Source organism: Microbacterium sp. M (genome assembly GCF_045181065.1).
GTDB lineage: Bacteria > Actinomycetota > Actinomycetes > Actinomycetales > Microbacteriaceae > Microbacterium.
The window spans coordinates 3,070,803-3,090,479 of record NZ_CP173721.1 but is presented as its reverse complement, the minus strand read 5'-3'; the positions used below and the strand labels follow the sequence as shown (position 1 = coordinate 3,090,479).

The 19,677-nt window shown below is 69.5% G+C and carries 20 protein-coding genes; 9 read left to right on the top strand and 11 right to left on the bottom strand.

Going from position 1 to position 19,677, the window contains the following annotated elements:
• Positions 1-36: 36 nt before the first annotated feature.
• The 7 genes from ACI7YT_RS15225 to ACI7YT_RS15195 form a co-directional block, all read right to left on the bottom strand.
• On the bottom strand, positions 37-1,035 hold the full coding sequence (locus ACI7YT_RS15225) for an FUSC family protein (protein WP_406246600.1): 999 nt from the start codon (positions 1,033-1,035) through the stop codon (positions 37-39).
• Positions 1,036-1,039: 4 nt separating this feature from the next.
• On the bottom strand, positions 1,040-1,825 hold the full coding sequence (gene erm / locus ACI7YT_RS15220; protein WP_406246599.1) for a 23S ribosomal RNA methyltransferase Erm: 786 nt from the start codon (positions 1,823-1,825) through the stop codon (positions 1,040-1,042).
• A 211-nt stretch (positions 1,826-2,036) separates the two neighbouring features.
• Positions 2,037-2,849 (bottom strand): acyl-CoA thioester hydrolase/BAAT C-terminal domain-containing protein, encoded by an 813-nt coding sequence (locus ACI7YT_RS15215; RefSeq protein WP_406246597.1) that lies wholly within the window; start codon positions 2,847-2,849, stop codon positions 2,037-2,039.
• A 4-nt stretch (positions 2,850-2,853) separates the two neighbouring features.
• The gene (locus ACI7YT_RS15210) at positions 2,854-3,594 is read right to left on the bottom strand and encodes an SDR family oxidoreductase (protein ID WP_406246596.1); all 741 of its coding nucleotides are present in this window, start codon (positions 3,592-3,594) and stop codon (positions 2,854-2,856) included.
• Between the two features lie 12 nt (positions 3,595-3,606).
• Positions 3,607-4,011, bottom strand: coding sequence for a VOC family protein (locus ACI7YT_RS15205; RefSeq protein ID WP_406246594.1), 405 nt, complete (start codon positions 4,009-4,011; stop codon positions 3,607-3,609).
• A gap of 69 nt (positions 4,012-4,080) precedes the next feature.
• Positions 4,081-5,250: an RtcB family protein gene (locus ACI7YT_RS15200; RefSeq protein ID WP_406246592.1), complete on the bottom strand. Its 1,170-nt coding sequence runs from the start codon at positions 5,248-5,250 to the stop codon at positions 4,081-4,083.
• Between the two features lie 287 nt (positions 5,251-5,537).
• On the bottom strand, positions 5,538-6,305 hold the full coding sequence (locus ACI7YT_RS15195) for a siderophore-interacting protein (RefSeq protein ID WP_406246591.1): 768 nt from the start codon (positions 6,303-6,305) through the stop codon (positions 5,538-5,540).
• Positions 6,306-6,388: 83 nt separating this feature from the next.
• On the opposite strand from ACI7YT_RS15195, the gene ACI7YT_RS15190 reads away from it, so the two are divergent.
• The 4 genes from ACI7YT_RS15190 to ACI7YT_RS15175 are packed head-to-tail and all read left to right on the top strand — an operon-like array spanning position 6,389 to position 10,175.
• Positions 6,389-7,405: a siderophore ABC transporter substrate-binding protein gene (locus tag ACI7YT_RS15190; protein WP_406246590.1), complete on the top strand. Its 1,017-nt coding sequence runs from the start codon at positions 6,389-6,391 to the stop codon at positions 7,403-7,405.
• 16 nt (positions 7,406-7,421) lie between these two features.
• Positions 7,422-8,441 (top strand): ABC transporter permease, encoded by a 1,020-nt coding sequence (locus tag ACI7YT_RS15185; protein WP_406246588.1) that lies wholly within the window; start codon positions 7,422-7,424, stop codon positions 8,439-8,441.
• Positions 8,431-9,423: an iron chelate uptake ABC transporter family permease subunit gene (locus ACI7YT_RS15180; RefSeq protein WP_406246586.1), complete on the top strand. Its 993-nt coding sequence runs from the start codon at positions 8,431-8,433 to the stop codon at positions 9,421-9,423. The genes ACI7YT_RS15185 and ACI7YT_RS15180 overlap by 11 nt, the downstream gene beginning before the upstream one ends.
• A complete protein-coding gene (locus ACI7YT_RS15175; protein WP_406246585.1) occupies positions 9,420-10,175 on the top strand; it encodes an ABC transporter ATP-binding protein in 756 nt (251 codons plus the stop codon). Before ACI7YT_RS15180 ends, ACI7YT_RS15175 begins: the two co-directional genes overlap by 4 nt.
• A 3-nt stretch (positions 10,176-10,178) precedes the next feature.
• Here the strand turns inward: ACI7YT_RS15175 and ACI7YT_RS15170 are convergent, their stop codons facing one another.
• From ACI7YT_RS15170 to ACI7YT_RS15160, 3 genes are read right to left on the bottom strand one after another with little or no spacing between them, the layout of a single operon-like run.
• Positions 10,179-10,391: a hypothetical protein gene (locus ACI7YT_RS15170; protein WP_406246583.1), complete on the bottom strand. Its 213-nt coding sequence runs from the start codon at positions 10,389-10,391 to the stop codon at positions 10,179-10,181.
• 16 nt (positions 10,392-10,407) lie between these two features.
• Complete coding sequence (locus ACI7YT_RS15165; RefSeq protein ID WP_406246582.1) at positions 10,408-11,355, bottom strand: DNA-3-methyladenine glycosylase family protein; 948 nt, start codon at positions 11,353-11,355, stop codon at positions 10,408-10,410.
• Positions 11,356-11,405: 50 nt separating this feature from the next.
• Positions 11,406-12,101: a winged helix-turn-helix domain-containing protein gene (locus tag ACI7YT_RS15160; RefSeq protein ID WP_406246580.1), complete on the bottom strand. Its 696-nt coding sequence runs from the start codon at positions 12,099-12,101 to the stop codon at positions 11,406-11,408.
• 326 nt (positions 12,102-12,427) lie between these two features.
• Between ACI7YT_RS15160 and ACI7YT_RS15155 the strand changes: the two genes are divergently transcribed.
• The 4 genes from ACI7YT_RS15155 (at position 12,428) to ACI7YT_RS15140 (ending at position 17,708) form a co-directional block, all read left to right on the top strand.
• Positions 12,428-12,736 carry a GNAT family N-acetyltransferase gene (locus tag ACI7YT_RS15155; RefSeq protein ID WP_406246578.1) on the top strand — a complete coding sequence of 103 codons (309 nt, stop codon included), beginning with the start codon at positions 12,428-12,430 and terminating at the stop codon, positions 12,734-12,736.
• A 74-nt stretch (positions 12,737-12,810) separates the two neighbouring features.
• Entirely contained in the window at positions 12,811-13,278 is a 468-nt protein-coding gene (locus ACI7YT_RS15150; protein WP_406246577.1) for a DIP1984 family protein, read from the top strand.
• Between the two features lie 255 nt (positions 13,279-13,533).
• Entirely contained in the window at positions 13,534-14,688 is a 1,155-nt protein-coding gene (locus ACI7YT_RS15145) for an exonuclease SbcCD subunit D (RefSeq protein WP_406246575.1), read from the top strand.
• A complete protein-coding gene (locus ACI7YT_RS15140; RefSeq protein WP_406246573.1) occupies positions 14,688-17,708 on the top strand; it encodes an AAA family ATPase in 3,021 nt (1,006 codons plus the stop codon). The genes ACI7YT_RS15145 and ACI7YT_RS15140 overlap by 1 nt, the downstream gene beginning before the upstream one ends.
• Before the next feature lie 13 nt (positions 17,709-17,721).
• Here ACI7YT_RS15140 and ACI7YT_RS15135 read toward each other — a convergent pair whose 3' ends face one another.
• Positions 17,722-18,672 (bottom strand): aldo/keto reductase, encoded by a 951-nt coding sequence (locus ACI7YT_RS15135; protein ID WP_406246572.1) that lies wholly within the window; start codon positions 18,670-18,672, stop codon positions 17,722-17,724.
• Positions 18,673-18,793: 121 nt separating this feature from the next.
• On the opposite strand from ACI7YT_RS15135, the gene nadE reads away from it, so the two are divergent.
• Positions 18,794-19,624 (top strand): ammonia-dependent NAD(+) synthetase, encoded by an 831-nt coding sequence (gene nadE / locus ACI7YT_RS15130; RefSeq protein WP_406246570.1) that lies wholly within the window; start codon positions 18,794-18,796, stop codon positions 19,622-19,624.
• Positions 19,625-19,677 lie beyond the last annotated feature (53 nt).

The following is a 19,677-nucleotide window of genomic DNA, read 5'->3' as shown; positions in this document are numbered from 1 at the left end:
CTGAGCCAACCGCGAACCGTGCCGGGGTGTTCCCGGTCAGGGGCGCCGTGGGTGCAGGAGGCCGGATGCCGCGCCCAGCGCCGCCCCGACGACGGTGTCGACGATCCTCTCGAGGGCGATCGACATGTCGCCGATCTCGCCGGTCGCGGCTCCGGTCAGCAGCAGTACGAGCGGCGTGATGAAGACCAGCGCCAGGGCGTAGTGGCGGACGACCACGAGTTCGATGAGGAACTGCAGGATGCCGAGCAGCAGTGCGAGCCACAGGCCGGCGGGGTGCAGCAGTGCCAGCAGCGCGTACAGGCCGGCACCGACGAGTGTGCCCAGCATCCGGTGGAGCCCTCGTTGCAGCGCGGCCGTGCGGTCGGCCGCGACGCCGACGACCGCGACCGCCCCTCCGACGACCCAGTAACTGCGCGCCGGATCGACGATGAGCGCCAGCAGCACGCCGATCACCGAGACGATCGCGACCCGCAGCAGCAGCATCCGCCCATCCGCGTCCAGGGACGGCCCGGGGAGGAGCTCTCGCAGCGGCCGCGCCGCGAGAGCGCGGGGACGCGGCAGCAGCAGCGGCGAGACGGCGACCAGGTACGAGAACACGCATCCGGCCGCGAACGCCGCAAGATAGACGGGTCCCGCGATCGGTGCACTCGTGACGACGTGCGCCGACAACCCGAAGACGAGCACGAAGAAGAGCGGACCTGGCGGGCCGAGTTTGAACCCGAACGCCAGCGCCGCGCTGCCGATCGCGACGGCCGCGACGCCGGCCAGCACGAGCCACATGTTCGGCGCGGCCAGCAGCCCGAGGGCAGCACTGGCGATGAGCCCCGCGGCGACGAACGGCAGGACCTTGGCGCGCTCCACGACGGGGGAGGAGCCGACGAACAGCACCGTGAAGGCGCCGGAGGCGGCGATGTACCCCAGCGAGGGCTGGCCGAGCAGCGTCATGATCGCGATCGGACTCGCGAGGCCGATCGCCGCCTGAAGGCCGATCGGCCACCGTGGACCGCGTGACGGACCGAATGCGAACAGACTCACCCGTCTATTGTCTCGCCCTTCGTTCTTCCGCGGAGACGAGGCGGGCCCACAGCGTCGCCCACTGCTCGGGGCGCACGTCGCGCGGAAGGGCGTTCCTGGCGATGCCGGCATCGCTCAGGGCTGCCAGGGCGCGTGAAGTCGGATGCCCGATGCCACGCAGGATCTGCAGCATCCCGCGGCCACGGCTGCGGAAGACCGTGGCCACGAAGCCTTCATACCGTCGTCGATCTCTCGGAGGGATCAGCGGCCTGCGGCGTCGCGTCACCGTGAGGAGGCCTCCGTCGACAGCAGGCATGGGCTGGAACCGCGCCGCGGGCACACGGTCGTGCAGTTCGAACGTGAACCACGGTCCGGCCTGCGCGGTCATCATGGTCGCTCCGCCGACGCCGGCGCGCTTGCGCGCGACCTCCCACTGGGTGAGCAGCACCGCGTGATGCCAACGGTCGTGACTCAGCATCCGCCGCAGGATCGGGGTCGTCAGGTGGAACGGGATGTTTCCGACGATGACCGGTCGGTCCAGGGGCTCGCGCAGGGCGTCGGCGACCCGCACGGATGCCGCGGGCAGGCGCGTCCTGAGCCGCGCGACACGGCGGGCGTCGATGTCGATCGCCCGCACATCCCGACCGAGTCGGACGAGGCGCTCGGTGATCGCTCCGTCGCCGGCGCCGAGCTCGAGGATCGGCCCTTCTGTTTCGGCGACGAGGTCGGCGATGCGCTGGAGGGTCGGACGGTGGGTGAGGAAGTTCTGGCCGAGTTCGTGGCGGCCGCCGATGGGGGAATGAGGTCGCATGGTGCGCTCCGGTCGAAGGAAGGGAGCACCCGTGAGCGGGCGTGCGAAGGCACGGCGAACGCGCTTCCAGGTGCAGGGCATCCGGGAAACGACGCGCGGAGGCGTGGGAGTGCGACCGTCAGCGCGCCGTCAGGCGCGGCGGTCGCGGAAGGCGAAGCAGCGCGCGTCGAACAGCGCGCTGGACGTTATCGAACCCATGTCGGCGAGTTTATCAGTTCGGGCGTGTCGTCCCGAGAACGCGGGCGAGGGCGGCATCCCACGCCAGAGCCCCCAGCTCGGCATCCGCCTCGGGCGAACCCCCGCGGGCCATGCGCTGTCCGCCCCGCGCCACAGGCTCGCCGGGGAACGGCGCGCGATGCCCCGCCAGCGGATGCCGCAGCACATCGGTCTTCAGCCCTGCGGCCGCGCGGCGGGTGGCGATCTCGTCGGCGAAGCGCGCGCTCGGCCAGACCCGGTCGTCCTCACCGGCCACGAGGAGCAGATCGCCCAGGATGCGCTCGACGGGGATCTCGGCGGCTTCGACGCGATGGCGATCCAGACTGGCGGTGTACAGGCCGAGGAATTCCGGCGGATCCGTCGTCGCCGCCCAGTCGTCGACGAACGGCACCCACGGCAGCGGGGCGCCGCCTTCGGTCCAGTGCGAGGACCACGATCCGTCGAGGATGCCGGGCCACACCACGCTCGTCGGAGCGACGGCGATCACGGCATCCAGCGGTGTGCGGGTCGCGGTCAGCAGTGCGGCCTCCGCCCCGAAAGAAGTGCCGAGGATCGCCACCCGCTCGCAGGATTCGCGCAGCAGGGCGACCTCGTCGACGAACAACTCCAGCGGAACCTCGTGCGGAATCGGGCGCTGACCGCGACCGCCGAACCAGCGGATCGCGTGCGCACGGATGCCGTGCCGGGCGAACAGCTCGGCACGGTCCGCTTCGATCCGTCCGCTGGACCCCGCGAGGATGAGGATCCCCGAGCCGGTCGGGTGCGCCGGGATGGCGACGTGCCGGTCCCCTTCGTCGACTCGTGCCATGGCGTCAGCTGCGCGCCAGCCAGTCGGCGAAGGTCAGCGTGGTGAGGTCGGCATCGGGCCCTGGAAGCGCGAGGCCGGCCCGCATGCCCTTCATCTGAGCGGTCGGCAGGCTCACCCGGGGAATCCAGCCGCCGTGGCCGTTCGCGCGGGCGAATGCGATGATCATGTCATCCAGCGCCTCTTCGCGCGGGCCGGCGAGGTCGCGGGCGCGGCCCTGCGCAGGGCCGGTGGCCAGCGCGACGAGCCGCTCCGCGACGTCCTGCGCTGCGACCGGCTGAGTGCGCGCTCGCAGGGCGAGATGGAGCGGGCCGAGCTTCGCGCGATCGTACATCTGGCCGGCGAATTCGTGGAATTGCGTCGCCCGGAGGATGGTCCACGGCACGGTCGAGGTCTCGACGATCTTCTCCTGCGCGAGTTTGCCGGCGTAGTAGTCGACCGGCATCCGATGAATGCCGACGATCGACAGCAGCACGATGTGCGCACCGCCGGCCTCCGCGGCCGCGGTCACGAGGTTGCCGGTGGCCGCGGTGAAGAACTCCACGGCCTCGGTGGCCTTGAGCGTCGTGATGTTCGCGGTGTCGATCACCGCGTCGACGCCGTCGAGTGCGGCGTCCAGTCCTCGGCCGGTGACGAGGTCGACTCCGGTGGAGCGGCTCAGGACGACGGCTTCATGCCCGGCGGCGCGGACGGCTTCGACGGTGCGGCGTCCGACGACCCCGGTGCCTCCGGCGACGGCGATCCTCATGCGCCCATCTTCTCAGTCCCATCCCGCCGGGTTGTGCATGAACTCGATGCGGATGCCGTCGTCGTCCTCGACGAAGGAGGCGTAGTACCGCTCGGTGAAGCGGGGGTACTCCTTGGGATCGCGCACAGCGGTCCAGCCGGCGTCGAGCGCGATCGCGTGCAGGCGATCGACCTCCTCGCGGGAGTCGACCGCGAACGCCACGTGCTGCCAGCCGACGCGTCCGTGCTCGTGGGGGCCGGTGTCCTCGGCGCGCGCCGGGTACAGGAGCACCTCCGGTTGGCCGGGCTGTCGCCAGTAGGCGTGGTCGTCCGCGTCGTGTGCGCGGACGTAGCCGAGCGCTTCCATCACCGGATTGAACTGCGCCGACGCGCGCGGGACGCTGTCGACCGTGATGCCGAGGTGATCCAGTTTCGCCATGCGCCCAGTGTGCCCGACGACCAGGAGAACCCGCGGCATCAGATGACCGGGGTCCTCCGGGTCGGCGTCTCAATCGCCCTTCACATTGACGATCTGCCGCAGCGTGTGCCGGATCGACACCAGATCCGCGGCATCAGCCATGACCCGATCGATCGGCTTGTACGCCTGCGGGATCTCGTCGATGAAGGCGTCGGTGTCCCGGAACTCGATTCCGACCATCGCCTCCCGCAGCTGCTCGTGGGTGAAGGTCTTCCGCGCGGCGGACCGTGAGTACTCCCGCCCTGCACCATGGGGTGAGGAGTTCAGCGACAGCGGATCGCCCAGACCGGTCACGACGTAGGATGCCGTGCCCATCGAACCGGGGATGAGACCCGGCCTGCCGGCATCCGCCTGGATGGCGCCCTTCCGCGATACCCACACCCGCTTGCCGAAATGCATCTCCGACTCGGTGAAATTGTGGTGGCAGTTGATCCGCTCCTGCTCGACGACCTGCGCCCCGAGGAACTCCGAGGCCTGCCTGACCACGCGGTCCATCATCTCCTCCCTGTTGAGCAGGGCGAAGTGCTGCGCCCATCGCAGCTCCTGGATGTACCGCGTGAACTCCGCAGTCCCCTCGACGAGGTAGGCGAGGTCGGGATCGGGCAGGTCGATCCACCACCGCTTCGCGAGCTGCTGGGCGACGGTGATGTGGTGGCCGGCGATCTTGTTGCCGATCCCTCGGGATCCCGAGTGCAGGAACAGCCACACCCGGTCCTGCTCGTCGAGCGAGACCTCGATGAAGTGATTCCCCGACCCGAGCGTGCCCAGCTGCAGCCGCCAGTTCTTCGCATAGCGGTCCGGATCGAATGCCGCCGCGACGGCGCGCTCCTCCAGCTCGGCGATCCGCGGCTGCGCCGTGGCCACGACCCTGTTGTTGTAGCGGCCGGCCGACAGCGGGATGGCGCGCTCGATCTGCTCGCGCAGTTCAGCGAGCTCCCGACCATCGAGGTCGGACCGCGTGAACTGCGTGCGGACGGCGATCATCCCGCAGCCGATGTCGACGCCGACGGCGGCCGGGATGACGGAACCGAGCGTCGGGATGACCGAGCCGACGGTCGCCCCCTTGCCAAGGTGCGCGTCCGGCATGAGCGCCAGGTGCGGGTGGATGAACGGCATGCGGGCCGTGGTGTGCGCCTGATCGAGCGTCTTCTCGTCGATCAGCGACGCCCAGGACAGCAGCCGTGCGGAGAGCCTCTCCATGATTCCTTTCCTTCGTGCGTTGGATCAGCCACAGGTCGGGATTCACGAAGAAAGCCCCGGACCTGACGGTGCGGGGCTTGGTGAGAGCGGATGCTGTCACACGGCGCGCGCCGGAGGGTACGACTCGTGGCGGTCATTGCGCTTCACCTGGAAGGCAAGGACCACGGGAAGGCTGCGCAGGGCGGTCATCCGTCGTCTCCTCGGCTGAGTGCTGCACCGGTCGGCACAGTCTTGCAACCTTAGGCGAGGATCGAGCAGAGCGTCAAGCACCGCTCGATCCGCGAGGCTCAGTGCGGCGCGTGATACTCGGCCTCGCCGCGCTTCCAGTAGCCCTTGACGACGGCCTGCGTCGTGTCGACGCCCCACCGTTCGAGCAGTGCGCGGCCCGGCTTGACGATCGTCTGCTCTGCGGCGATGAACACGAACGGGTGCTCGCCCACGGCATCCGACGTCTGCAGAGAATCCAGGAAGGCGATGAGCACGGATCCCGACGGTGCGTCACCGCGATGCAGCCACTCGACATCCACCGGGGCGTCGATCGCGATCTCGTCCTCCGCGCCGCGGACCTCGATCACGATGCGTGCGGGCGCGTCGTCGCTGATCTGCGCGGCGAAGCGACGGATCGCGGGGATCGCCGTCTCGTCGCCCACCAGCATCCAACTCCCCGGTGTGCCGGTCACGACGGCGGAGCCGCGCGGCCCGCCGACTCCGATCCGCGCACCGAGCGGCGCAGTCGCCGCCCACGGGGCTGCGACACCCTCATCCCCGTGCACGGCGAACTCGACCTCGAGCCAGCCATCCCCCCAGAACAACGGCGTGTACTCGCGGCTCGGCGCGGCGCGCAGCTCCTCGATCGTGTCCGGCATCTCGGCCGGGAAGAACAGGCGCATGTGGTCGTCGGCGCCGGGGGAGTCGAACCCCGCCAGGTCGCTGCCCTCCACGCGGATCCGCACGTAATTCGGCGCCAGCTGCTCCCTTGCGGCGAGCGAGACGGTACGGAAGCGCAGGTCGTTCATACGGCGCTCGATGCGGAAGGGCGAGTTCGACGAGGTCATGGAAGTTAGGCTAGCCTACATCTGAGCAGGTGAGGCTTACCTTACCTTCGCTTGATCCGTTGTCCATCGTCTCAGGGAGAACCATGTCCTCGCGCCGGCCGCTTGCCGCAGCATCCTTCGTCCTCATCTCAGCGCTTGCGCTCGCCGGTTGCGCGAGTGCCGAATCCGCGCCCGCCGCCGAGGAGGAATCGTCCGACGTGAGCACGGTCACCTACTCATGGGAGCGCAACACCGCGGGTGAGGACGAGGAGCCGGCCTACGAGACCGAGACCGTCGAAGTGCCGAAGGACCCGCAGAAGATCGTCGCCTTCGAGATGGCGACCGTCGACACCATCGGCGCCCTGGGCGGCGAGGTCGCCGGTGCGCCGCTGGACTCCGTTCCCGAATACCTGCAGGACAGCCTCGCCGACGACGCGTTCAACGCCGGAACCCTGTTCGAAGCCGACCTCATCGAGATCGAGGCGCAGCAGCCCGACCTCATCATCATCGGCGGGCGGTCGTCCGGACTGTACGACGATCTGAGCCAGATCGCGCCGACGATCGATCTCGGCATCGCCGGCACCTACCTCGAGACCCTCGAGCGCAACGTGACCTTCCTCGGGGAGGTGCTCGGCGCCGAGAACGAGGCGACCGAGGCACTCGCCGATCTCGAAGCGGGCATCGACGAGGCCAAGGAGGCCACCGCTGAGGCGGGCGACGGCCTCGCCGTGATCGTGTCGGGCGGCGAGCTCAGCGCCATGGCGCCCTCCAGCGCCGATGGCGGCAGCGCGAACGTGCGCGGCGGCCTGCTGTACGACGTGTTCGGCGTCGAGCCCGTCGTCGAGGACGTCGCCTCGGCGACGCACGGCGAGCCGATCTCGTTCGAGTTCCTGCTCGAGCACGACCCTGACACGCTCTGGATCGTCGATCGCGACGTCGCCACCGGTGAAGCCGAGGCCGGAGTGGCCGCCCAGGTGCTCGACAACGACATCGTGAAGCAGACCTCCGCGTCCAAGAACGACGCGATCGTCTACCTCGACCCGGTGGCCTGGTACATCGTCTACGGCGGCATCGAGACGACCCAGCTGCTCATCGACGACGTGATGCAGATCACGGAGTGACCACCTCCGCACACGCGTGACACTCACCGCAACCGCCTCGACGAGCGCCCCCGCTCCGGCACGCCAACGGCGTCGCTGGGCGGGGGTGCTCATCGGCGTCCTCTTCGTCCTGCTCGCCGTCGCGAGCCTGTTCATCGGCGCGTCCGACGTGTCGCCGGTCGCGCTGTTCACCGGTGGTCCGGACAGCACGGCATCCTTCCTCCTGCTGGTCAGTCGCGTCCCCCGCACGATCGCCGTGATCCTCGTCGGCGCCTCGCTCGGCATCGCGGGACTCATCATGCAGATGCTGGTGCGCAACCGGTTCGTCGAGCCGTCGACGACCGGCGTCAGCGAGTTCGCCACACTCGGGATGCTGGTGACGACCGTCTTCTGGCCCGGACTCGCCGTGGTCGGCAAGATGGGCGTCGCCGCCGTGTTCGGTCTCGCCGGGACCTGGGTGTTCCTGCGGATCGTGCGCGCGATCCCGGTCCGCCAACTCGTGCTCGTCCCGCTGGTGGGCATCATGCTGGGCGGGGTCGTGGCGTCCGTCACGACGTTCTTCGCGTATCGGCTCGACCTGCTGCAGTCGCTCGGCCAGTGGGCGCAGGGCAGCTTCGCGACCGTCATGCAGGGGCGCTACGAGATCCTCTGGATCGCGGCCGCGATGGTCGTGGTCGCCTGGATCGCGGCCGACCGGTTCAGCGTCATCGGGCTCGGGGAGGAGTTCGCCACGAACCTCGGGCTGAACTACCGCCGCGTCGTCGCGATCGGGATGGTCATCATCGCGATGATCACGGCAGCGGTGCTCGTGACCGCCGGCATGATCCCGTTCCTCGGACTCGTGGTTCCGAACATCGTCAGCCTCATCATCGGCGACAACGTGCGCCGCTCGATCCCGTGGGTCGCCGGTCTCGGCGCCGTCTTCGTGCTCGGCTGCGACATCCTCGCCCGCGTCGTGCGCTTCCCGTACGAGATCCCGCTGTCGGTCATCGTCGGGATGGTCGGCGCCGTGCTGTTCCTCTGGCTGCTGCTGCGAAAGGGGAGTCGTGCTCACTGACACCCGCACCCCGACCCTGCCGCAGGCGCTGCACAAGCGCCCGTGGGTGCGCCTGAGCGCGCTGGGTCTCACGGTGATCGCGCTCATCGCGGTCTACCTCTTCACCGACGTACCGGGTTCGCTGGCGTTCGCGCTGCGCATCCGCTCTCTGACGGTCCTCGCGATGCTCGTCGTGGCGGTCGCGGTCGGCGTCTCGACGGTCGTCTTCCACACGATCACGCAGAACCGCATCCTGACGCCCTCGATCATGGGCTTCGACGCTTTCTACGTGCTGATCGCGACGACCATCGTGTTCTTCTTCGGATCCGCATCCTTCCTGCGCGCGAACGAACTGCTGCTGTGGGTCGTGCAGGTGGTCGTCATGGTCGCGTTCAGCGTGTTCCTGTTCACGTGGATGTTCGGCGGCAAGCGGCGATCCCTGCACCTCATGCTGCTCGTCGGCATCGTGCTGGGCACGTTCTTCCGCAGCTTCTCGGAGTGGATGCAGCGGATGCTGGATCCCCTCGACTTCCAGGTGCTCACCGACGCGATGTTCGCCTCGCTCACCCGCCCGGACCCGATGCTCCTGCTGTTCACCGGCGTGCTGGTCGCGGCATCGTGCATCGCGATCGTCCCGCTGGTGCGCAAACTCGACGTCCTGACGCTCGGCGAGCCGGCCGCGGTCGGACTCGGCATCGACCATCGGCGCCTCGTCATGCTGCTGTTCACCCTGATCTCGGTGATGATCGCGGCATCCACCGCCCTGGTCGGACCGATCCTGTTCTTCGGGCTCATCGTCGCCAACCTGGCCTACTCCTGGGCCGGGACGTTCCGACACGCATGGACGCTGCCGACGGCGGCCCTCATCGGGATGCTGTGCCTGCTGGGCGGGCAGGTCGTCCTCGAGCAGATCTTCGGGTTCGGGGGAAGCATCTCGATGATCATCGAGTTCGCCGGCGGACTCTTCTTCCTCTTCCTCGTCCTCAGAAAGGGGGCGCGATGATCGCGCTCGAGAACGTCACGAAACGCTACGGGAAGACGGTCGTGCTCGACGATGTCTCCCTCGAATTCGGCGGCGAAGGGGTGACAGCCTTGATCGGGCCGAACGGTGCGGGCAAGTCCACCCTGTTCGGTCTGATCGGACGGCTCATCGCGGCCGACGAGGGCCGGGTCACCGTCGACGGCGAGGATGTCACCACGGCATCATCGAGCGAACTGGCCAAGATCCTCGCCGTGCTCCGGCAGGACAACCACATCGCGGCGCGCCTCACCGTGCACGACCTGGTCGAGTTCGGACGCTTCCCGCATTCCAAGGGACGCTTCACGGTCGACGATCGCGCGCACATCGACCGCGCGATCGACTACCTCGACCTGGCACCGTTCCGGGAGCGCTTCCTGGACGAACTGTCCGGCGGCCAGCGGCAGCGGGCATTCATCGCGATGGTGCTCGCACAGGACACCCGCTACGTGCTTCTGGATGAACCGCTCAACAATCTCGACCTGCGCCACGCAGCCGAGATCATGCAGTTGATCCGTCGCATGGCCGATGAACTCGGCAAGAAGGTGATCGTCGTGCTGCACGACATCAACGTCGCCGGCCACCACGCGGATCGGATCGTCGCGATGCGCGACGGGCGGATCGTCGCCGACGCCGCGCCGGATGACATCGTCCGCACCGACGTGCTGCGTGAGATCTACGACCACCCGGTCGACGTCAGGATGATCGACGGACGACCTGTCGCGCTGACGTTCTGACGCTCAGATCTCGATGCCGTGGGTCTCGTCGTTCACCCCGGTGTTGTTGTGACCCTTGCGGGACTCGACGAGCATGAGCCAGCCGATCGACACGATCGCCGCCAGCAGGATGCCGAGCCACACGTTCTGCAGGATCAGACCGATCACCACCCCCAGCACGAGCAGCAGAATCGTGCCGCCGAGCCAGGTCCACCGCTGCTTCTTCGTCGCTGCCATGCCGTCAGCCTAGCCCTCAGTGCCGGCGGTGGTCCTGGGGTGCGAGGCGAGGGCCGCGGCGGGGTTCGCGAGGACCTCCGGCGAGGATCAACCGGATCACGCGCTGCCGGTGACCGGCCCACGGGGCCAGCAGTTCGAGCATCCCGTGGTCGTCGACGCGTGAACCGGTCAGCGCATAACCGACCTCGTGAGCGAGGTGATAATCGCCGACGCTCACGGCATCCGGGTCGCCGAGCGCCCTGATGCGCGTCTCGGATGCCGTCCAGGCGCCGATGCCGGACAGGCTCGTGAGGATGCGGTCGCGATCGGCGCCGTCCGGTGCGGCCAGGACGGCGTCCGCGATGCGCTGCCCGCGTGCGGCCGCGGCCACGATGGCGCGGGATTGGGGAGGTTCGAGCCCCGATCGATGCCAGGCCCAGGACGGGATGCCGCGCCAGCCGTCGATCGTCGGCGGGGCGAACATCGGTCGGGGGGTCGGGCCGGGTGCCGGGTCGCCGAAACGGCTGACCAGCACGCGCCACGCGCCGAACGCCTGGAACGAGGTGACCTTCTGCTCGATCACGGCGCTCGCCAGGGCGTCGAACACGAGGTCGGTGCGGGTGAGGCGGGTGCCGGACGTGCGACGGGCGATCTCGGCGAGCATCGGGACCGCCGTGACATCGAAGCCCGTGGCATCGTCCTCCGCACCGCACAGTGCGGGCAGCTGCTCGAGGGCCCAGCCGGCGCCAGGGCCCCATGCCGTCGCATGAACCTCGCCCGAGACCGACCGCAGCGCGAGCGTCGCGACGCCGTCCGGCGTGCGGCTCGCACGCCACAGAGTCGCACCGTCGACCAGCATCGTCGGGTCCTTCGGACCGCGCATCAGCACGCGGACCGTCCGGACCGGATCCAGCGGATGCCCTGGGCGGTACACGGTCGACAGCGGCGGGGCCTGGTGCGCCTCGGCATCCGCTGTCATCGTCATGCGATCACCCTACGCCGCGGGGCTGACATCGCCCGCGGCGTCGTCGCGGGTCAGAAGCGGTCTGGCGAGGGGGTGCCGTGGCCGTAGCGGATCACGACGTCCGCGTGGCGGTCGAAGCGGTAGCCGACGCCGCGAACGGTGCGCACGATGTCCTCGTAGCGGCCGAGCTTGGCGCGCAGACGGCGGACGTGCACGTCGATCGTGCGCTCGCCGGGGGTCTCGTCATCCGGCGACTGCCACAGTGCGCCGACGAGTTCGGTTCGCTCGATCGTGCGGCCTTCGCGGAGCACGAGGTACTGCAGGAGCTCGAATTCCTTGTAGGTGAAGGCGGCCGAGTCGCCGTCGATGAGGACGCGCTTGCGCGAGATGTCGACGACCACGCCCTCGTCCTCTTCGGCCGCCTCTTCCTCGGCGGCCTTGGTGCGGGCGATGGCGCCGGGCTCCTGCAGGGCGAGACGGACGACATCGAGGTCGCGACCGCCTGCTCCGTGCGGGGAGAGCGCGACGGTGGCGTGCGTCTCGGCGCCGGGGGCGAGTTCGGCCAGCGTGCGGCGCAGGGCGTCGACGAGCAGCGGCAGGCTGACTCCGGCCTCAGCCGCCTTGATCTCGTCGAGACCGACGTAGAGGGCGAAGCCGCGGGGCGATCGGGTCGCGGGCAGATCGGCGGCGACGGCCGGGGCATCGGCGACGGGGCGCAGGCGGCTGGTGGTGGCGGAGGGACGCTCGAGGGTAGCGGTGTTCGACATGATGATGAAGTCCTTGGGAGGGTGAGCCGACGGGCTCTGATGCGTTGCGAGAATGACCTTGAGGGCCGGTGGCGAGCACGCAGGTGGATGCTCGGGAGCTCAGGCGTCGCAGATCGCGAAGGCCGAGCCGGGCGGGGTGGGCTGAAGTGTCAGCTGCACATTCGGCAACACATGGCAACGCGGCCGGGCATCATCATCCCGGCAGTCCCGTTCGCCTCCTGGGCGGACAAAGGGCGTGCGTTGGTGGTCATGGGTGGATTATGTCGGATCGTGTCGTCCCGTGTCAAAACGGAGCCCCTGTCGGAAGCCGGGCGTAACGTGGGGTTGTGACCGAATCGACCCTTGCAGACGGCTTCGTCCTGACCGATGAGAAAGACGCGTCGCGCTATGCGCTGCTGCATGACGGGCAGCTCGTCAGCGTGCTGGACTATCGGGACGACGGGGCGACGATCGCCCTCACGAGAGCCTTCACAGTCCCGACTTTCCGGGGGCAGGGGCACGCCGCACGCGTGGTGGAGGGGGCTGTCGCCGACATCGCCTCGCGCGGCGATCGGAAGGTGGACGCTGTCTGCTGGTACGTATCGGATTGGTTCGAAGCGCACCCCGAGCACCAGGGGCTGCTGCGTCGCCGATGATGCGTAGCAGATTTCTCAGCGTGTGACGGTTTGTTACGTCGCATCCCGACTCGACGGTCTGCAAGGATGGCGGCATGAGACTCGCCGAGGCACTGGCAGCCCGCGCTGATCTGCAGCGACGCATCGAGCAGCTGCGCGCACGGATCACCGGAAGCGCGCGGTATCAGGAGGGTGAGGAGCCGGCGGAGGATCCGGCGGAACTGCTGGTCGAGGCCGAGGCGGCCTTCGAGCAGTTGCGTGAGCTGATCACCCGCATCAACAGGACCAATGCCGGGCTCGACCTCGGCGATGACGGCACCATGACCGACGCGCTCGCGAGCCGCGACGTGCTCCGGCTGCAGCACTCCGTTCTGACGGATGCCGCGGCGGCCGCGTCGGGGGCGAATCAGGTCGGACTGCGCCAGATGCGCTCCGAACTGCGGCAGGTCGCGGCGCTGCCGGTCGCACCGCTGCGTGCGGCCGCGGATGACGTCGCGCGGCGTCTGCGCGAGCTGGACAATCGGATCCAGCAGGCCAACTGGACCAACGACCTGGAGGAATGACGCGGAAGTCGGTAGTCGGACGAGGCGGACACACCCCCTGCCGGAGGGGCATTTCCGGCCCTGTCGGGTGGTGGGCAGCCCGGATCCTTCATCGCGCAGCCCCGCACACCGCACAGGACAAGGCGCACAGCGCATGGCGCATCACCGCGTGTCGATCGTCCTGACGAGGGTGGGAACGGGGACCTTCCGCAGGCGCTCACGCACTACGCGGCACGCCTCTCGGGCGATGTCCGAGGCCCTCCGTACCGTGTGAGTATGCGCATCCTGCACACCTCCGACTGGCATATCGGCCGTACGTTCCATGGCACCTCGACCATGGACGCACTGGCCGACGTGCTCGCCGCGCTGGTCGCGCAGGTGCGTGCGCAGGATGTCGACGTCGTCGTCGTCGCCGGCGACGTGTTCGACTCGGCCACGCCGGCCGGCCCCGCCTACACGCTGCTGGGCGACACGCTGGTGGCGCTGCACGATGCCGGTGCCGCGGTCGTCGTCACGAGCGGCAACCACGATTCGGCCGCCAGGCTCGGTTTCCAGGCGCGGCTGCTGCGCGACGGCATCCATGTGATGACCGACCCCGTCGCGATCGGGCAGCCCGTCACGATCTCGGATGCCGATGGTCCGGTCCATTTCTACGGCATCCCGTATCTCGAGCCCGCGATCGTGCGGCAGCACTGGCCGGATGCCGTGCTCCGCACGCAGGCTCAGACGATGGCGCACGCCATGGAACTGGTGCGCGGCGGCATGGCGGCGAACTCCGGTCGCTCCGTCGCCATCGCGCACTGCTTCGCCGCCGGGGTCGACGCGACCGCAGGGCTCGAGCGCGAGGTCCGTCAGGGCGGTCTCGACGTCGTGCCGCTGTCGGTGTTCGACGGTCCCGACTACGTCGCCCTCGGTCACATCCACGGCCGGCAGCGGGTGAGCGATCGCGTCCGCTATGCCGGTGCTCCACTGCACTACAGCTTCGGCGAGCAGGACAAACCGCGCGGCTCGTGGCTCGTCGACCTCGACGCGGACGGACTCGCCTCCGTCGAATGGCTCGAGCTTCCCGTGCCGCGCAGACTCGTCACCCTCACCGGCGCACTGGACGACATCCTCGCGGCGGACAACGTCGCGGCCCACGCCGCGGACTGGGTGTGCGCGGTGTACACCGACGCGCTCCCGCAGTCGGAGCCCATGCGTCGGCTGAAGGAGCGGTTCCCGTTCTGCGCGATGGTGCAGCACGAACCGGCGAACACGGTCGAGCGCATCGAACGGTCGTATGCGACGCGCCTGCGGTCGGCGGTCACGGACACCGATCGCATCGAGGCGTTCCTCGAGCACGTCCGCGAGGGGCACGGGCCGACCGAGCGTGAGCGCGAGCTGATCCGCGAGGTGCTCGACGAGCGGGTGGCCGCAGAGGCACTGGTCTAGTGCGCCTGCATCGCCTCGAGGTCGAGGGGTTCGGTCCATTCCGCGAACGGCAGACGGTCGACTTCGATGCGTTCGCGGCCGACGGCATCTTCCTCATCGCCGGCCGAACAGGAGCAGGCAAATCCAGCATCCTCGACGCGGTCTGCTTCGGGCTGTACGGATCGGTGCCGCGCTACGACGGCGGGGAGAAGCGGCTGCGCAGCGATCATTGCGGCCCAGACGACCCCAGCGAGGTCGTCGTAGAGTTCAGCACGACCGCCGGACGCTTCCGCGTCACGCGGTCGCCCGAGTATCCGAGGCCGGCCAAGCGCGGCGGAGGCATGACCAAGCAGCCGGCCGCTGTCGCTCTCGATGAGTGGAGCGGCGAAGGGTGGGTCGGACGCGCGGCACGAGCGGTCGACGTGGCCAACGAGCTGGATGCGATCCTGCAGCTGAGTCAGTCCCAGTTCCTCCAGGTGATCCTGCTGGCGCAGAACCGGTTCGCGCGTTTCCTGCTCGCGGACAGCAAAGAGCGACAGGCGCTGCTGCGCCGTCTGTTCGGCACCGAGCGCTTCGAGGACATCCAGACCCGTTTCGAGGAGCGCCGGAAGGCCTCGGACGATCAGCTGAGTGCGCGCCTCATGACCGTCACGACGCGCATCGAAGAGGCCGAGTCGGTCGTCGAGGCCGCGGGGCTCTCGGGGGCGCCTTCGGATGCCGAGGACGCCGACGACGATGCGCCGGTGCCGGTCGAGGCTCACGCCGTCACGACGGACGAGCGGCTGGAGGCGCTGCGGCGCGCGCTGGCGCGGGCGGAGTACCGGGCCGAACGCGCGCAGGCGGATCGCGACGAGGCCGAACAGCTGTCGACGACGGCGGATGCAGCGCTCGCGACGCGTCGTGAGGATCAGGCGGCGCAGCGCGAGCGGGATCGCGCCCGCGTCGCACTGAACCTTCTCGACGAAGAGGAACCGCAGATCTCGGCGGCCAGGGCCGAACTCGAGCGCGCCCGCAGCGCGGAAACGCTCCGGCCCGCCATCGCCGCCGCGGTGAAAGCGCAGCGCGCACTGGCCGCGGCCGCCGAGAGCGAGACCGAAGCGCGCGAACGCTGGAAATCGCTCGAGGTCCCCCTGCCGGAGATCACCGCGGCGTCGCTGGAGGAGTGGGCCGCCGCTCGAACCGAGGAGCGCGGCAGCTGGCAGCACGCCGTCGCGCACGAGGCACGGGCGACCCAGCGCGCCGCCGAGCTGGCGAAGGCCAGGGAGAAGGTCGCCGCGGCATCCGCGCGGATCCAGGCAGACGAGGGCGAGCGCGCGACGCTGCCCGCGCTTCGCGTCGAACTGACGACCGAGCGCGATGCCGCGCGTCGAGCCGCCGACCGGATCGACGACCTCGCCCGCGATCGTGACCGCGCCGTGGCCCGTCGCACCGCGGCCGCAGAGGTCGAGCGACTGACCGCGACTCTGGCGACGGCAGAGGCCGAGTTCGCCGCGGCCAACTCGGCGCTCACGCGGGCGCAGACACGGCTGTCCGATCTTCTGCAGCGTCGACTCGACGGGATGGCAGGTGAACTCGCCGGCGCGCTGGTGCCGGGGGAGGCGTGCGCGGTGTGCGGGTCGACCGCGCATCCGGCGCCGGCCGCGCACATCGATCCGGTGTCCGCGGACGACGTCGCCGTCGCGCAGCAGCAGCGCGATGCCGCAGCAGACGCCGAGCGCGAAGCCGCCGAGAGAGTGACGGCGCTGCGCGCCGAGCTCGCCACGGCCACCGCGCAGGCGGAGGGACGCGGCGTCGCGCAGGCCGAGACCGAGTTGTCCGAGGCGAACTCCGCGCACGAAGAGGCCGCCGCAGCGGGCGGTCGGGTCGCCGAAGCCGAGGCACGACTCGCCGAGCTCGACGAGCGCGCCGCCCGACTGGAACACGAACGAACCGAATCCACCCAGGCGCTCGCCTCGGCCAGGGAGGCGCTCGCGGTTCTCGAGGAACGCGAACGCGAGGCCGATGCGCTCATCGCAGACGCACGCGGCGGCTTCGACTCGGTCGCCGAGCGGGTCGAGGCCGCGGCCGCCGGCATCGCCGCAGCCCAGCACCTGGCTGAGGCGCTCGCAGAGGTCGCACGTCGCACCGGCACCGTCGAGGAGACCCGCACCGAACGCGATACGGCGATCGAGCGCTCTGATTTCGATGGGCCGGATGCCGTGGAGACGGCCCTGCGTTCCGCGAGCGAGCGGGATCGACTCGAAGCGCGGATCACCGAGCATGCCGTCCAGCGCGAGAAGGAGAAGGCGATTCTCCTCCCGCTCGAGATGCGCGCGCTCCCCGAGGATCCGATCGATCTCGCGCCGGTCGAAGAAGCAGCCACGACCGCGCGTGCGGCATGGAAGGACCAGGTGGACGCCGCGGCGCGTGCCACCGGCATCGCCGAGCGTCTCAGCGACCTGATCGACAGGGCGGCGAACGAGCACGCGCGCAGCGCCGATCAGGCGAAGGAGCACGAGGTGCTGAAAGGCCTGGCCGACGCGATCGCGGGCCGCGCGGGCAACACCCACCGGATGACCCTGGAGACGTTCGTGCTCGCCGCCGAGCTCGAGGAGATCGTGGATGCCGCGAATCGGCGCCTCGGTGACATGTCGACCGGTCGCTATCAGCTGCGCCACTCCGACGCGCTCGCCGCGCGCGGTGCCGCATCCGGTCTCGGCATCGTCGTGTTCGACGCCTTCACCGGCCAGACGCGGCCCGCGCAGTCGCTGTCCGGCGGTGAGACGTTCCTCTCATCCCTCGCGCTCGCCCTCGGGCTCGCCGAGGTCGTCACCGCCCGTGCCGGCGGGATCACCCTCGACACGCTGTTCATCGACGAGGGGTTCGGGTCGCTGGATGCCGACACGCTCGACGTCGCGATGCGCACGCTCGACGAGCTGCGCGCCGGTGGCCGCACGGTCGGCGTGATCAGTCACGTCGAAGCCATGCAGGAGCAGATCCCTGCTCAGCTGCGCGTCGAGCAGACCGATGCCGGTCCGAGCCGGATCGTCGCCCCCGCGTGACCCTCGCGCGCGTTCAGTTCGCGTACGACCAGGCCGACACCGCGCTGAGAGACGCGATCTCCTCTGCGCTCAGCTGAATCCGAGCACTGGCCAGCAGATCCGCCACCTGTCCGACGCGCGACGCGCTGGCGATCGGGGCGACGACCGTGGGCTGCGACCGCAGCCAGGCGAGCGCGACGGACGCGATCGACGCGCCGTGCGCCGTGCCGATGCGCTCCAGTTCGTCGATGATGCGCAGGCCGTGCGCCGTGGCGTACTTCGCCGCTCCGCCGGCACGGGCTGATGCCACTGCCGAAGCATCCTCGGACCGGTATTTCCCCGTGAGGAAGCCGCTCGCGAGCGCGTAGTACGGGACCAGCCCGAGTCCGAAATCCTCGGCGAGCGGGATGATGCTCTCCTCGACGTCGTTGCGGTGCACGAGGTTGTAGTGCGGCTGCACCGCGACAGGCAGTGCCGTCCCGGCCTCCTGGGCGATCGACATCCACGATGTGATGCGGTCGGCGGAGTAGTTCGAGACGGCCGTGTAACGGACCAGGCCGTCGGTCACGAGCTGGCCGAAGGCCGCGACGGTCTCCTCCAGCGGCACCGATTCGTCGTCGAAGTGCGCGTAGTAGAGGTCGATCGTCTCGACGCCGAGTCGCTTCAGCGAGGCCTCTGCCGCGGCGCGGACGTTCTTCGCCGACAGGCCGCGGAACTCCGGATGCGTGCTGACCTTCGTCGCGACGACGATGTCGCGCGGCTTGCGGGATGCCAGCCATTCGCCGATGATCGTCTCGCTCTCGCCGCCCGCGTTGCCTGGCACCCAGGCGCTGTACCCGTCGGCGGTGTCGATGAAGTCGCCGCCGCCCTGGGTGAAGGCGTCGAGGATCGCGAACGAGGCGTCGCGGTCGGCGGTCCAGCCGAACACGTTGCCGCCGAGGGCGAGGGGGAACACATCGAGGTCGCTGCGGCCGATCAGGGTCATGAGGTCTCACTTTCGTCGTCTTCTGAGGACAAGTCCGACGCGCGTCGGGGTATTCCGGCGCGATGTCATCCGGTCGTAATGCGGGCGCGGGATACTGGACGCAGACAGAGTGGAGGATTCCGTGTCGCTTCAGCAGCAGATCGCCGATGCCCTCGGCGTGCAGCCCGAGATCGATCCGAAGGCGGAGATCGAGCGGCGGGTGCAGTTCCTCGTCGACTATCTCGTGACCACCGGTGCGCACGGATACGTGCTCGGCATCTCGGGAGGGCAGGACTCCACGCTCGCGGGCCGACTCGTGCAGCTCGCCGTCGAGAAGGCGCGCGCACTGGGCGCACGGGCGTCGTTCATCGCGGTTCGGCTGCCCTACAAGGTGCAGCACGATGCCGATGACGCGGCCGCCGCGCTGCAGTTCATCGCGGCGGATCGCGTGATCGAGGTGAACATCCAAGGCGGTGTGGACGGCGTCGAGAGCGACATCGAGCACGCCGCGGGCGCCGATATCTCGGACTTCAACCGCGGCAACATCAAGGCCCGCATCCGCATGGTCACCCAGTACGCACTCGCCGGACACGACCGGATGCTGGTCATCGGCACCGATCACGCGGCCGAAGCGGTCACGGGCTTCTACACGAAGTTCGGCGACGGCGCCGCCGACCTTCTACCGCTGTCGGGCCTCACCAAACGCCAGGGGAAGGAGCTGCTGCGCGAACTCGGCGCTCCGGACCGGCTGTGGCTCAAGGTGCCGACCGCTGATCTTCTGGACGGTCAGCCTGGGCGTGCCGACGAGGACGAGCTCGGTCTGACCTACGCGCAGATCGACGACTATCTGGAGGGCATCGAAGTGGATGCCGAGGTGGCCGCTCGCATCGAGGGCAAGTACCTCGCCACCGAGCACAAGCGACAGCTGCCGGTGACGCCGACCGACACCTGGTGGCGCCCCGCCGCTCGCTGACGGCGCCTCGTTCGCCGGTCGAGGCCATGTCCGACCCCGGAACTAGTCTCGAA